Origin of the sequence: Gordonia insulae, from assembly GCF_003855095.1 — a bacterium.
GTDB lineage: Bacteria > Actinomycetota > Actinomycetes > Mycobacteriales > Mycobacteriaceae > Gordonia > Gordonia insulae.
Genome location: NZ_CP033972.1, coordinates 4,530,636 through 4,543,990, shown reverse-complemented (window position 1 = coordinate 4,543,990; position 13,355 = coordinate 4,530,636). Strand labels below are relative to the sequence as shown.

Below are 13,355 nucleotides of genomic sequence, written 5' to 3'. Positions count from 1 at the left end.
CCGGAGGCCGCCCACCGCTGATCGAGTAGCCCGGAGGCCGCCCACCGCTGATCGAGTAGCCCGGAGCGATAGCGGAGGGCGTATCGAGATCACTGGTTCAAGGTCGTCCTGATGTCGGTCTTGAGGATCTTTCCCACCTTGGATCGGGGCAGATCGGTCCAGATCTCCACCTGCTTCGGTGTTTTCACGCTGCCCAGCCGCTCTTTGACGAAAGCGATCAGATCGTCGCCGCCGGCGCTCCGCCCGGACCGCAACTGCACGACGGCGGTCACCCGTTCACCCCACTTGTCGTCGGGCAGACCGACCACCGCGGCATCCTTGACCGCCGGGTGCGCGTACAGCGCCTGCTCGACCTCCGCGGAGTAGACGTTGAACCCACCGGTGATGATCATGTCCTTCGCCCGGTCCACGACGAACAGGAATCCGTCGTCGTCGAGGTAGCCGATGTCACCGGTGTGATGCCAGCCGAACCTGCTGACCTCCGCAGTCGCCTCGGGATTCTCGTGATAGCCGGGCATCACCAACGGCCCGCGGACGACGATCTCCCCGCGTTCGCCGGTCGGCGGGAACGAACCGTCCTCGGCCATGATCGCCACCGAGGTGAGTGGAGTCGCCCGACCGGCCGAGGACAGCCGTTCGGTGGCCACACTGCCGTCGGCGCGGAAATGGTCGGCGGGAGCCAGCGTGGCGATCATGTTGGGCGCCTCGGTCTGTCCGAACAACTGACCGAGCACCGGGCCGATCCGGGTCAACGCCTCCTCCAGCCGCACCGGCGACATCGGCGCCGCCCCGTACCAGAGGCACCGCAGCGACGACAGGTCGGTGACGTCGAGGTCGGGGTGGTCGAGCAGGCCATAGATCACCGTGGGTGGCAGGAAAGCGTGCGTGATCTGCCGAACCTCGATGAGCCGCAAGAACTCCGCCAGGTCCGGGGCGGGCATGATGACCACCTCACCACCCAGGCTCAGGATCGGGAAGGTCAGTACGCCCGCGGAGTGTGTGAGCGGGGCCAGCGCCAGATAGCGGGGCCGCTCACCGAAGGGGTAACTCATGAGTGCTGACGCCGTCGACGTCATCATGTTGGTCTCGGTGAGACGCACGCCTTTCGGCTTGCCCGTGGTGCCGCCCGTCCCCGCAAGCATGCACAGACCGTCGGGCGGCCGCCGGCTCTCGTCGAGGGAGCCGCGGTTGGCCGACAGCCACTCGTCGAATGCCGTGGCCCAGTCGACGTCACCGTCGAGGCACACCAGTTCGGTCAGATGCGGCAGATCGTCGCGGATGCGGTCGACGAGATCGGCGAACTTGCTCTGGAAGAACAGAAATCGACAGCCGAACAGTTCGAAGAGCTGCCGATTCTCCACCGCCTCGTTCCGCGGATTCACCGGACACCAGACAGCGCCGGCCCGCGATATCCCGAACACACATGTCAGCGCGAGGGGATCGTTCGCCGACAGCACGGCGACCCGATCACCCGCCTCCACGCCGCAACCCTGCAGCGCACTCGCGATGTCGACCGACGCGTCGCGCACGGCGCGATAGCTCCTTGTCTCACTGTTCATGGTGAGACAAGGACGATCCGGTCCCAGCGACGCGCCCTTGTCCAGGTACTCGACCAGTCTCATCTCAGCTCCGGGGCCCGATCACCGGTGGATCTCGAAGATGGGGTCCATCACCAGCCCGAAGGCGCGCAGGGTGCCCAGCAACTCGCGATGACCGAACGCCTGGCAGCTGGACGCGAAACCGACTGCGCGCGGCTTTGATTGGAGCAGCTCGGACGCCGCGTGCGCGTTGAGCAGTGCGGTCTGCTTGTAGTTGCAGTTGCCGTGGATCACGCAGTGCGCACGACCGAGCGGCCCCGACGCGTAGACCGAGTCGAGCGAGGTGTTGATGCGCGGATTCTCCCGTGGCGGCATCTCGCTGCGGACCTGTCCGGACACCGCGTCGACGATCGCGTACTTCTCCTCGTCGGACTTGCCCTCCATCTGCTCGAGCGCGGCCGCGACGATCTGCGGGACGCCGAGCATCAGCGGCCGGTTGAACACGCCACCGAGCGCACGCACGTTGGCGACCCGTGGATCGTTCTTGAACCAGACCGGATGCGAGGTACCGCCCCACGGTAGTGCCAGACCCAGCTCGTGCTGCCCGGGTACGACGACGTCGTAGAGACCGGCATCCGGCGGCCACTCGACGTACTCGTTCTGCTCCAGGTAGTAGGCCTTGGCGAACGCGGCATTGGTGAGGATGGTGTTGGTGGATGCCACCGTCGGGTGTCCCTTCCAGAACACCTCGATGTCGAGGGTGTCGAGACCAGGCTGCTCGAGGCAGATGTTGGCGGCGATCTCGCCGATCGAATACATCTGCGCCAAACCCGGTGTGAGAACCAGATTCTGGGCGGCGAAGTCGGCGCCGTACTTCTGCTCGACGTCGATCATCCAGTTCTGCTCGCCGTTGGTGTCGGTGTAGTGCGCACCGATCGCCAGGCACGCCTCGACCACCTCATGGCCGAACCGCGCGAACGGTCCGACGGTGTTGAGCACCACGTCGGCGCCCCGGAAGGCCTCGGTGAGAGCGGCGGCGGTGTGCTCCACCTCGAGCAGTTCGTGGTCGACGGTGTCGATGCCGGGGACACCCTGGACGGCCTCGTTGATCCGCTTGATGTCGCGGCCCGCGGCCAGGAAGGGGATGTTGTACTCGCGCAAGTATTCACAGATGAGACGCCCGGTGTATCCGGAGGCGCCGTAGACGACGACACGTTTGTCGGTGGCCATGCTGGTACTCCTAGTCAGTTGGTGGAAATCAGTAGATGGACGTCGAATCCGGCTGGGTCACATACCCATGCCGCCGTCGACCGGCAGGCCGGCGCCGGTGATGAACTTGGCGGCGTCCGACGACAGGAAGACCACGGCGTCGGCCATGTCGTCGACCTGTCCGAGGCGGCCGAGCGGCGTCATCTCTGCCACGGCGCCCGCGGCGGCCTCCGGTGACGGGAAGAGTCCGAGTTCCGCGCAGTCCACGGCGAGCTTGTTACCCATGGCCGTCGGGGTCAGCGCGGGATAGATGCAGTTCACCCGGACGCCGTATCCGAGCTTTCCGGACTCCATTGCGGCCACCCGGGTCAGCCGATCGATCGCCGACTTGGTCGCCGAGTAGACACCGATGCCGGGAAACGCGATGGTCGCGGCCACCGAGGCGATGTTGACCACCGCACCGCCCTTGCCGCCGGGACCCTCGGGGCGCATCGCACGGAATGCGTGTTTGATGCCGAGCGCGGTCCCGATGACGTTGACGTCGAGCATCTTGCGCGCGGAGTCGGCGTCGAGGTCGACGATCAGGTTGGTCACCTCGATGCCGGCGTTGTTGACGACGATGTCGAGACCACCGAGGGCACCGACGACCTTCTCCACCGCGGTCGCCCACTGGCCGTCGTCGGTGACGTCGAGGGCGACGAACTCGGCCTTCGCTCCCTGCGCACGCAGGGCCGAGGCCGTCTCCTCGCCCAGCTGGTTCTGCACATCGGCGATCGCGACGGATGCGCCTGCGGCGGCGAGCGCCTCGGCCATCCCGGCACCCAGACCTTGGGCGCCACCCGTGACGAGAGCTACTCGCCCGGTCAGGTCATAACTGGTCATGCGCACATTCCTTCTCTTCTCGGCGACCGACATGCGCCGATGAACGGCGCTCACATCAGGGATGCGGAGTGTTGCGCGTCACACCGTAAACAGCTTTCTTGACAGTCGTCAAGGAAAACCTGGACACTCGTCAAAAGAAACCTTGACAGTCGTCCAAGAAGCTGACGGCTGCGTCGGGGCGATAGACTCGGGCGACCGACGACCACACCCGAAGGTGTGGTCCAGCTGTGAAGTGAGATGCCATGACAGACGTGCAGACGACGAGCCCTGCGGCTCGGCGCAGTGGCGTCGACAAGTTCGACGCGCGCCGCAACGAACTCGCCGTCGCGACCCTGCACACCCTTGCCGCCCTGGGATATGCGCGGACGAGTCTGCGGGAGATCGCGCAGAACTCCGAATATTCACACGGCGTGCTGCACTACTACTTCACCGACAAGCTCGACCTCATCACCCACGCCGTCCGCCAGTACGAGGCGGTGTGTGTGACCCGGTACGACGACGTCATAGCGCGGGCGACGACCGCCGACGAACTCCGCGACGAGTTCGCGACCACGTTCATCGACACATTGTCGGCAGACACCGAACTGCATCGGCTCTGGTACGACCTGCGCAACCAGAGCTTTTTCGACGAGTCGTTCCGCGACGATGTCATCGAGATCGACAACAATCGCGAAGCGATGATCTGGCGCGTGGTGAGCCGCTACGCCGAACTGTGCGAGACCACGCCCGCGGTATCACCGTCGACGGCCTACGTCGCCGTCGACGGCCTGTTCCAGCGTGGTCTCCTGCAGTTCATCGCCGGACGTACCGAATCGCTCGATGCGCTTCGTGCAGAACTGATCTCGACGTTCGACGTTCTCGTCAAGTGAGTTCCCGGCGCGGGTGCGCCGAGGTCACGGATCATCCCACCTGGTGCGCGAGCGCCGCCATCAGGTCGTCGTAGTTGCCCTGCTGAGCCGAGAAGCGAAGCGGCTTCACGCGTTCCACCAGGATCTCGCGCGTCGCGGTCGGCAGCAATGCCATCACCTCGTCGAGGAACTCGTCGAGCGGCATGGCCCAGTCGGCGTCGGCCTGGCCGGGCATGAGGTCGGTCTGCACGGCCGGCGGTACCAGTTCGAGGACACCGATTCCCTTGTCTGCCAGCTGTAGTCGCAGACTGTCGGTGAACGAGTGGATCGCCGCCTTGGTCGCGCTGTAGGTCGCGGTTCCGGCCATCGGCGTGAAGGCCAGTCCGGACGAGACGGTGATGATCGTCGCATCCGGCTGGTTGCGTAGGAATTCGGTGAAGGCGGCGAGCAGGCGCAGTGGCCCGAGGATATTGGTCTCGACCTCGGCAACCGCGGTATCGAGGAAGCTCGGGTCACTCAGGTCCTCGGACCGCATGATGCCGGCCATCGCGATGATCACGTTGGTCTCCGGGAAGCGCTGCTGGACGTCGGCCGAGGCGCGGACCACGTCGGCGGCGTCGGCCGTGTCGATGCGGACCGTCTCGAGGCCGGGATGGTCATCGGCGATCTGCTTCATGAGTTCGGTACGGCGACCGCCGATGATGACCCGGTTGCCCGCGTCGTGCAGTCGCAGCGCCAGTCCGAGTCCGATACCGGACGTCGCGCCGGGGATGAAGATGGTGTTTCCGCTGGTACGCATGGACTTCTCCTACTGATTGTCGATCTGTTCCGGACGTTCTCGTCCTGTCCCACTGCACTCCGCTCCGCCGGACTCAACAAGGGCGCGGACATCCACGGATCACCGATCCCTGGATGAGTCGGCGATGATCGGCGACAGTGGAGTCACCACGAGGGCGACCAGTCAGTGCAGATCAGGAAGGATCATCGGATGGCGATCGACCGGGCGGGGCTGGCCGAGTTCCTGCGGAATCGACGTGCGGCGCTGCAACCGGCCGACGTCGGCCTGCCGCTCGGTACCCGCCGACGCACTGATGGGTTGCGTCGCGAAGAGGTCGCGCTGCTGGTGGGGATGTCGACCGACTACTACAGCCGGCTCGAGCAGCAACGCGGACCGCATCCGTCGGAGCAGATGCTCGCCGCCCTCGCCCGCGCCCTGCATCTGTCCCTCGACGAGCGGGATCACCTGTTCCGACTGGCCGGGCACAACGCTCCGGGGCGCAAGTCGATCCCCGACCACGTGGGTCCGGGCATGATGCGGATCGTCGACCGGCTGGCCGACACACCGGCCATGGTGGTGAACAGCGCCGGCGAGACGCTGCTGCAGACGGCGCCGGCGGTCGCGCTGGTCGGCGACGAAACCCACTTCACGGGACTTCGGCGCAGCATCGCCTATCGGTGGTTCACCGATCCGGTCACCCGACAACGCTTTCCGTCCGACGACCACGATCACCACGCCAAGGCGCACACCGCGCGGCTGCGGGCCGCGGTGACCCGCGAAGGTCCGAAGTCACACGCCGCCGAGGTCGCCGACGCGTTGTTGGCCGAGAGCGCGCAGTTCACCGAACTCTGGAGTCGTCACGACGTCGCGACCAGTCTCAGCGATCGTCGAAAGCGTCTGCTGCACCCGGAACTCGGGCTCATCGAGGTCTGGTGCCAGACCCTGCTCGATCCCGACGGGTCACAGGGCCTGCTGGTGTACACGGCGACACCGGGCAGCGAGAGCCACCAGAAGCTGGCCATGCTGGGTGCGGTGGGTCCGTCGCTGGTCGAGTAGGTCGGTGCGACACGTGATCTCGATACGCCTCGTCGCTACGCTCCTCACCTACTCGATCAGCGGGTGGGTCGAGTAGCCGTGCGAGCGCAGCGAGCCCGGCGTATCGAGACCACTCACCGCGCAAACGCGTACGTGACCCCGGTGAGCTCCTCCGCCTTGTCCCACAACCGGTTTCCGAGCTCCGCATCGAACACCCGCGGACTCGGCACCACCAGCGTCGGCGGGCCGGTGAACTGCATGGGACCCGACGGTCCGTAATACTGACCGCCGATCACGCCCGGGTCGGTGGCCGCCCGCAGCGACGGCAACGCACCCTCCGGCCCCTCCATGATGAACGTCCTACGTAACCAGTGCAGCGACGGCGTGGTGAACAGCCACAACAACATCCGGCCCGAATCACGCATCACGCCGCTGTGTGTAGCGCCCGGGTGAGCGGCGACCGAGATCGGTGTCGTGTGCCCGCTCGCGCCGAGTCGGCGCTGCAACTCGACCGCGAACACCAACTGGGCGAACTTCGCCCGGGCATAGGCGCGTGAGGTGCTGAACGTCTCGTCCATGCCGAGATCGTCGAGATCCACCTCGCCGGCGCGGTGAGCGTTGCTGCCCACCGTCACGACGCGCGCCGCCTTCGCCGCGAACAGGGAGTCGAGCAGCAGGCCCGTCAGCGCGAAATGGCCGAGGAAGCTGGTACCGAAGTCCATCTCGAAGCCGTCGGCGGTCAGCTCACGACGTCCCGCCATCACTCCGGCGTTGTTGATCAGCACATCGACGGCGGGGTAGGAGTTGCCGATCTCGTCGGCCGCCTTGCGCACCGATGCGAGGTCGCCCAGATCCAGCTGGACGATGTCGACGAGCGCGCCGGGCACTGTGTCGAGGACATCGGCGCGTGCGCTGGTCGCGGCGTCGACGTTGCGGCACGCCATCACCACGTGCGCACCCATTCCCGCGAGGTGCCGCGCGGTCTCCAACCCGATACCCGAGTTTGCGCCGGTGACCACCACGGTCCGGCCCGCCATCCTCGGCGCCTGCGCCGGTGTCCACCCACTCTTCGCCATGTTCTCGCCCTTTTCGACTGCCTCCGGCGGCGCCTGCGCCGTCCGATCGCGCTTCAGCCTGCCACAAGGTCTCGGTCGGTCTCGATACGCCGGGCTCGCTACGCTCGCTCGGCCACTCGACCAACAGAGAGATCGCCCGGGTCACGCTTGCTCGGCGACTCGACCGGCGGATATGCCGACCCGCGATTTGCGGGCGCGCTACGTGGGTTGTCCGATTTCTCCGGCACAATGACCGGGTGACCAGCACTCGGCGAGGCCTTCTCGTCACCACCGCCGTCCTCGCCCTGACGATCGGCCTTGCCGGCTGTACGGATGGATCACCCGAACAGGGCGCCACCGGATCTTCCACGGCCAACGTGCCCGAGCCGCATCGGGAGACCCCTCGCGCGGCGCTCAAGGATCTGAACAATCTGCCCGCCGACTCCCCGATCACCGCACGTCGATACGTCTACGCGGTACCCGATGGGGAACCTGATCCCGAGCAGAACTGGATGGATCTCTATCTACCCGCCGAAGCCCAGGAGGACGCGACGCCGCTGGTCATCCTCATTCACGGCGGTGCCTGGCAGTCACAGATAGGTGCCGACAGCTTCGAACCGTTCGCCCGGCATCTGGCCGAACGCGGACTCGGCGTGCTCAACGTCGAGTACCGGCGCGTGGGCAGCGGCGGCGGGTGGCCGACGACCTTCACCGACGTGGCCGCCGCACTGGACATGGTGCCCGACATCGACCGCCAGATCCCTCAGCTCGATCATCGCAATGCCGTCGTAGTCGGGCATTCGGCCGGCGGACAGCTCGCGATGTGGGGCGGCACGCGGCACAAGCTCAACAGCGACGAAGTTGGCGCAAAGCCCGAGTTCCGGCCTACGCATGTGATCTCGCTGGCCGGCCCGCTCGACATGCGGCGGGCGGTTGCGCTCGGCGACGACCGGATCGTGAAGGTGATGGGTGGGACGCCGGCCGAGGTGCCCGATCGCTATACGTCGGTCGACCCGATCCAGAACATCGACCCGAACACACCCGTCGTGGCCGTCGCCGGTACCGATGACAAGGTCGTTCCACCGGTCCTCGCGACCAGGTACGTCAGCGCGGTCAAGGCGGCCGACGGCGACGCCTACTCGGTGATCATGCCCGGCGAGAATCACGTCTCGATCGTCGATTCCCGCACTCCGGCATTCCGGCAGGTCGTCGAGATCATCACCCGCGAGGCCAATGATGCGCACGCGGAAGGTGCGTGACGCGAGCCGCAAGCACGGGACGACTGTGCCGCTGACACGCGCAGCTGACCGCGACATCGCGCGCACCGCTCCGCCGGCGCCGTCCCGCCACCGATAGACGACTCCGCACCACCCGCGCTTCGTTCGCCTGATTCTGTCCGCAACCCGGAACAGGCGGGGAGAAAGCGTATTCGGGGGCCCGACAGGTTTGACGTGTCCACCGGTCGGGCACACGGACACCACATGTCCGAACGGGTCGCCGTGGAAGCGGTGACCCGCCGAGGAGGATTACCGATGCGTGCAGTGACCTGGCAGGGCAAGCGGAACGTGACCGTGGAGACCGTTCCCGACCCGAAGCTCGAAGAGCCCTCAGATGCCATCATCAAGGTGACGTCGACCAATATCTGTGGATCCGACCTGCACCTGTACGAGGTCCTCGGCGCGTTCATGGAGCCGGGCGACATCCTGGGCCACGAGCCGATGGGTGTCGTCGAGGAGATTGGCTCCGACGTCGGCGATCTGGCTGTCGGCGATCGGGTGGTGATCCCCTTCCAGATTTCCTGCGGGTCGTGTCACATGTGTTCGCTGGAGCTCTACACCCAGTGCGAGACAACGCAAGTGCGCGAGCAGGGCATGGGCGCGGCTCTGTTCGGTTACTCGAAACTGTACGGTTCGGTCCCGGGCGGTCAGGCCGAGTATCTGCGGGTACCGCAGGCGCAGTTCACCCACATCAAGGTGCCCGATGAGGCACCGGACTCGCGCTACGTCTACTTGTCCGACGTCCTACCGACCGCGTGGCAGGCGGTGGAGTACGCCGCGATCCCGCCGGGCGGAACGGTCACCGTGCTGGGCCTCGGACCAATCGGCGACATGGCCGCCCGGATCGCCACTCACAAGGGAGCCGAGGTGATCGCGGTTGACCGCGTACCCGAGCGGCTGGCACGCCTGGCGGCACGCGGGATCCGGACGATCGATCTGGACGGGGTGGATGATCTCGGAGATGCGATCCGCGACCTGACCGACGGGCGCGGTACCGACGCCGTCATCGACGCCGTGGGGATGGAGGCGCACGGTTCCCCGGTGGCCAAGACGATCCAGAGCCTCATCGGCCATCTACCGGACATGGTGGCCGAACCCTTGATGCAGTACACGGGGCTCGACCGGCTCGCGGCGTTGTACTCGGCCATCGACATCGTCCGGCGCGGCGGGACCATCTCACTCAGTGGCGTCTATGGCGGTACCGCCGACCCGCTACCGTTGTTGACGTTGTTCGACAAGCAAATTCAGCTCCGGATGGGTCAGGCCAATGTGAAGAAGTGGGTACCGTCGATCATGCCACTGCTCGGCGACGACGACCCACTCGGAGTGGATGATTTTGCCACACACGAACTTCCGCTCGATCAGGCACCGCACGCCTACGACATCTTCCAACGTAAGGCCGATGGTGCGGTCAAGGTGATCCTGAAGCCGTGATGCCACGCCCGATTTCGACCAAGCCGAGCTCGACACGACGCCAGTACGAGAGGTTGCCGAAATGACGCACGACGATGCCACGGAGCGGAACGAGAATCGTCCGACGGACTCCACGCCCAAGGACCAAGCACCCGGCCCCGTCGACAACAACGGGCAGGGCGGAATGGCGACACGTGAGGTTGCACCGGAACTGGTCCATACCGATGATCGCGATGACGAGGAATCGAGCTCCTAATCGTCACGCTGCGTGGTCAGTTCATCGCGCAGTTGAGACAGCGTGCGGGTCAGCAGCCGCGACACGTGCATCTGCGAGATGCCCACCTCGGCGGCAATCTCGCTCTGCGACATGGCATGGAAGAATCTCAGAGTGATGATGCGCCGCTCCCGCTCCGGCAGATGATCCAATGCCGGTCGTAGCGTGACGATTTCATCAATCTGGGTGATGTGGACGTCGTCCTCCCCGAGCGTGTCACGGATGGAGCGTCCCTCATCGTCATCCGATTCGGCATCGATGGACACTGCGTTGTAGGCCGAGCGGGCCATCAAGCCGTCGATCACCTCATCGAGTGGCATGTCGAGATACTCGGCGAGTTCACTTGGGCGGGCCGACCGACCCAGTCGCTGCACCAACTCATCGCTCGCCTTGTTGATGTTCAACGATGCCTCCTTGGCGCGTCGCGGCACCCGGATCGACCACATGGTGTCGCGGAAATGCCGCTTCACCTCGCCCATCACCGTGGGCACCGCGAAGGACAGGAAGCTCCCGCCACGCTCCGCATCAAACCGGTCGACCGAGTTGACGACGCCGATCCGGGCGACCTGGACGAGGTCGTCGAACGACTCCCCGCGACCGGTGAACCGTCGCGCCACATGGTCGGCGAGCGGGAGGCACCGTTCCACGATCTCCGCACGCATCTGACGTCCGATCTGTTCGTCGGTCGTGTCACGCAACTTCTGGATCGCGATGACCACGTCGCCGTAGTCGTCCCCCCGAGTGCTGCCCCCGCGGTCTTCCGCGGTGCAGTCTCGTCCTCAGGTGTCGACGGCAAGCAGACCTCCGATCAGGTGTCGAACGGCGAAAGTGTGGGCTGACACCACGCTAGCGCGTACCCCGGGCGGGCCATACCGAAACTTTCCACTTGAAGACCGGCGGGCGGCACCGTACGGTTGAATCAGCGGTTCAGCCAACAGCTGCGGCGGTGTGACCGCAGTAGGCGTGTCACATCGCACTCGTACGATCAGGAACGAGGCGGAACACGCGCATGAATCTAGACACGAACACGTCTTTTCACACCTCGTTGATCCCGTCCAGCAGTGCGCGGCGAACGACAGGTCAACTCACCGCAAGCAAAACATTTTGCGTGCAACAATTTTCGGGTGAGATCGACATGGCGAACGCAGCCGATTTCGCCGCCGCGCTCGACCGCGTCGCCGGGCGACATCCGGAATGTGTGGTTCTCGATCTCCTCCACGTGACCTTCATGAGCGCGGCCGGATTGGCGATTCTCGATCGCTTCTGCGCCGACGCCGCCGATAGCCACATCCCGGTAGCCGTCGCGTGCGACCGGTCGGTCGCACGTCCCGTCGAAGCCTGTGGATTGGATGGCACCATCGCACTGTTCGACTCGGTGACCGCTGCGAGCGCGAAGCTCAGCGCCACCACGATGACCTGAGCGACACGATCTAGGGGTTACGGTGCGGACAAGAATTTGCCGAACCGCACCGTGACCTCTCGATACGCTCCGGTCTCGACGTAGCTGATCGAGTGCGCGGTGGTCACGGCCTCCACCACATGCCATCCGAATCCTGCTGTGTCGATGTCGATTCCGGATTCAATGGAACCGGTGATCCGTCCGATGCACCCGGCCGGACCGATCGTCAGCCCGACGCCCAAGGACCGACCGTCCACCGACGCCGCGATGATCTGAGAACAGACCTCGTCGACGGCCAGCTGCACATCGGCGACGTCGTCAATCGTCCAGTCATCCGCGAAGAGCGTCCGCTCCACCACCGCTCGAACAATCTGCAGCCTGTCGGCACGCGGGGGCACCGTCAGTTCAACCGGTGCATCCGCCGACTGCGCCAGCTCTTCGATGACCTGACTGTCATCAGTGGTGCTGCGGTTATCGGTCACTGGTCTCTCCTCACACACGAGATGACTCTCGTCTCGTGTCAGTCTTACCCTTGTCGGTCCTGAGCAAAACCCTGCACCATCACTTGCCGGCACGTCGCCGACGTTTACGCTCCCGGTGACCATAGGTGGCGCGCAGCACGTCATCATAACTATCCGCGCTCGATCCCAGTCCGCCGGCGAACATGCCCATCGAGGTCGCCAGCCACGCGAGCAGCACGTAGTTTCCGACGTTCACAGGGAATCCGAGCTGATCCGCCATGAACGACGAGTCGATAACGAACAGCGCCGCCACCAGCGTGGCCACGAACAATCCGACGTAGAGAACCACGGAGCTGAACAGCACCGTGCACACGGTCACGGTGTTGAACAGTCTCGCTCGCCACTTCGACATGTCCCCGCGCCGCTCCCACAGCTTGTTGTTGACGATGAGCCATGCCGTTGTCAGCGCCACTGACAACAGGGAGATCGCGGAGAGACGCCACGCACTCAGCGAGTTCGCCATCGACCAGATGGACGAGAAGAAGATGCCGAACGAGGCCGCGGCAGCAGCAGCGGCCGTCAAGCCGGTCAGCGTCGGGATCAGCCGCCACGGTCGGTTGCCCCCGACCATGCCGAGGACCACGCGGGCGCGGCTCACGGCGCCGCCACACACCAGGTATTCGGTGGAACCGTCGCCGTCGTCGGATACCCAGCGGCCTACCGTCGGCCCGGTGCCGCGATTCGACCTACCGCGCAGTCTGGCGATGATCGCGGCGATGCAGGTCGCGAGCGCACGGCCCGGAAGCGGCCCGAGCGAGGGCACCGAGATCACCGCGGCAGAACGTTGATGATCGACCTCGGCGACCACCACCTGCCGCCCCCGGACACGCGGCATCTCTGTCACGAAGACCACTGCCTCCAGGTCGTCCCGCGGTTCACTGACCAGGCCTGCGTCCAGATCGTCGTACGGGCTCATCTGCAACGTGGTGTGTTCGGTGACGATGGTGTCGCGAAACCTCATCCCCTCGTCCTCGACCAGTTGGCGAACGCGCGCTTCCGCGCGTTCGGTCGCCGCGCACGGTGGGCCGGTCTCGGTGACGATGCGGACACCGTCGAGTCGCGTTGCGGTGCGTTCGATCTGCATGGTCTTCGCGTACCCCGCGACAGTGCCCGACAACCATCGCAA

The 13,355-nt window shown here is 65.5% G+C and carries 13 protein-coding genes; 5 read left to right on the top strand and 8 right to left on the bottom strand.

Annotated features, from left to right (window positions below):
• Positions 1-89: 89 nt before the first annotated feature.
• Genes D7316_RS20725 through D7316_RS20715 form a run of 3 tightly spaced genes read right to left on the bottom strand, consistent with a single transcriptional unit; the run spans position 90 to position 3,629 of the window.
• Positions 90-1,622 (bottom strand): acyl-CoA synthetase, encoded by a 1,533-nt coding sequence (locus D7316_RS20725; protein ID WP_124709931.1) that lies wholly within the window; start codon positions 1,620-1,622, stop codon positions 90-92.
• An 18-nt stretch (positions 1,623-1,640) separates the two neighbouring features.
• Complete coding sequence (locus D7316_RS20720; protein WP_124709930.1) at positions 1,641-2,768, bottom strand: DUF5938 domain-containing protein; 1,128 nt, start codon at positions 2,766-2,768, stop codon at positions 1,641-1,643.
• A 57-nt stretch (positions 2,769-2,825) separates the two neighbouring features.
• Positions 2,826-3,629 (bottom strand): SDR family NAD(P)-dependent oxidoreductase, encoded by an 804-nt coding sequence (locus D7316_RS20715; RefSeq protein WP_124709929.1) that lies wholly within the window; start codon positions 3,627-3,629, stop codon positions 2,826-2,828.
• A gap of 242 nt (positions 3,630-3,871) precedes the next feature.
• Here D7316_RS20715 and D7316_RS20710 point away from each other — a divergent pair, with 242 nt between their 5' ends.
• Positions 3,872-4,498 carry a TetR/AcrR family transcriptional regulator gene (locus tag D7316_RS20710; protein ID WP_124709928.1) on the top strand — a complete coding sequence of 209 codons (627 nt, stop codon included), beginning with the start codon at positions 3,872-3,874 and terminating at the stop codon, positions 4,496-4,498.
• A gap of 31 nt (positions 4,499-4,529) precedes the next feature.
• On the opposite strand, the gene D7316_RS20705 is transcribed toward D7316_RS20710, so the two are convergent.
• Positions 4,530-5,276, bottom strand: a complete 747-nt coding sequence (locus D7316_RS20705) for an SDR family oxidoreductase (RefSeq protein ID WP_124709927.1) — start codon at positions 5,274-5,276, stop codon at positions 4,530-4,532.
• Between the two features lie 189 nt (positions 5,277-5,465).
• Here D7316_RS20705 and D7316_RS20700 point away from each other — a divergent pair, with 189 nt between their 5' ends.
• The gene (locus D7316_RS20700; RefSeq protein ID WP_124709926.1) at positions 5,466-6,311 is read left to right on the top strand and encodes a helix-turn-helix transcriptional regulator; all 846 of its coding nucleotides are present in this window, start codon (positions 5,466-5,468) and stop codon (positions 6,309-6,311) included.
• A gap of 113 nt (positions 6,312-6,424) precedes the next feature.
• Here D7316_RS20700 and D7316_RS20695 read toward each other — a convergent pair whose 3' ends face one another.
• Positions 6,425-7,366: an oxidoreductase gene (locus D7316_RS20695; RefSeq protein WP_124709925.1), complete on the bottom strand. Its 942-nt coding sequence runs from the start codon at positions 7,364-7,366 to the stop codon at positions 6,425-6,427.
• 236 nt (positions 7,367-7,602) lie between these two features.
• On the opposite strand from D7316_RS20695, the gene D7316_RS20690 reads away from it, so the two are divergent.
• Together D7316_RS20690 and D7316_RS20685 are read left to right on the top strand one after the other, a co-directional pair.
• Positions 7,603-8,604 carry an alpha/beta hydrolase family protein gene (locus D7316_RS20690; RefSeq protein ID WP_164473828.1) on the top strand — a complete coding sequence of 334 codons (1,002 nt, stop codon included), beginning with the start codon at positions 7,603-7,605 and terminating at the stop codon, positions 8,602-8,604.
• Positions 8,605-8,877: 273 nt separating this feature from the next.
• Positions 8,878-10,056, top strand: coding sequence for a zinc-dependent alcohol dehydrogenase (locus D7316_RS20685; RefSeq protein WP_124709924.1), 1,179 nt, complete (start codon positions 8,878-8,880; stop codon positions 10,054-10,056).
• Between the two features lie 231 nt (positions 10,057-10,287).
• On the opposite strand, the gene D7316_RS20680 is transcribed toward D7316_RS20685, so the two are convergent.
• Positions 10,288-11,028 (bottom strand): SigB/SigF/SigG family RNA polymerase sigma factor, encoded by a 741-nt coding sequence (locus tag D7316_RS20680; RefSeq protein WP_232017001.1) that lies wholly within the window; start codon positions 11,026-11,028, stop codon positions 10,288-10,290.
• A gap of 326 nt (positions 11,029-11,354) precedes the next feature.
• Between D7316_RS20680 and D7316_RS20675 the strand changes: the two genes are divergently transcribed.
• Positions 11,355-11,729 carry an STAS domain-containing protein gene (locus tag D7316_RS20675; protein ID WP_164473827.1) on the top strand — a complete coding sequence of 125 codons (375 nt, stop codon included), beginning with the start codon at positions 11,355-11,357 and terminating at the stop codon, positions 11,727-11,729.
• Positions 11,730-11,746: 17 nt separating this feature from the next.
• Here D7316_RS20675 and D7316_RS20670 read toward each other — a convergent pair whose 3' ends face one another.
• Positions 11,747-12,190 carry an ATP-binding protein gene (locus D7316_RS20670; RefSeq protein ID WP_124709922.1) on the bottom strand — a complete coding sequence of 148 codons (444 nt, stop codon included), beginning with the start codon at positions 12,188-12,190 and terminating at the stop codon, positions 11,747-11,749.
• Between the two features lie 79 nt (positions 12,191-12,269).
• Complete coding sequence (locus D7316_RS27525) at positions 12,270-13,313, bottom strand: hypothetical protein (protein ID WP_164473826.1); 1,044 nt, start codon at positions 13,311-13,313, stop codon at positions 12,270-12,272.
• Positions 13,314-13,355 lie beyond the last annotated feature (42 nt).

Bases quoted from the DNA above. Each gene is read 5' to 3' on its own strand.
- D7316_RS27525 (WP_164473826.1), bottom strand. From the start codon at position 13,313: ATGCAGATCGAACGCACCGCAACGCGACTCGACGGTGTCCGCATCGTC.
- D7316_RS20720 (WP_124709930.1), bottom strand. From the start codon at position 2,768: ATGGCCACCGACAAACGTGTCGTCGTCTACGGCGCCTCCGGATACACC.
- D7316_RS20700 (WP_124709926.1), top strand. From the start codon at position 5,466: ATGGCGATCGACCGGGCGGGGCTGGCCGAGTTCCTGCGGAATCGACGT.
- D7316_RS20705 (WP_124709927.1), bottom strand. From the start codon at position 5,276: ATGCGTACCAGCGGAAACACCATCTTCATCCCCGGCGCGACGTCCGGT.
- D7316_RS20685 (WP_124709924.1), top strand. From the start codon at position 8,878: ATGCGTGCAGTGACCTGGCAGGGCAAGCGGAACGTGACCGTGGAGACC.
- D7316_RS20695 (WP_124709925.1), bottom strand. From the start codon at position 7,366: ATGGCGAAGAGTGGGTGGACACCGGCGCAGGCGCCGAGGATGGCGGGC.
- D7316_RS20725 (WP_124709931.1), bottom strand. From the start codon at position 1,622: ATGAGACTGGTCGAGTACCTGGACAAGGGCGCGTCGCTGGGACCGGAT.
- D7316_RS20710 (WP_124709928.1), top strand. From the start codon at position 3,872: ATGACAGACGTGCAGACGACGAGCCCTGCGGCTCGGCGCAGTGGCGTC.
- D7316_RS20715 (WP_124709929.1), bottom strand. From the start codon at position 3,629: ATGACCAGTTATGACCTGACCGGGCGAGTAGCTCTCGTCACGGGTGGC.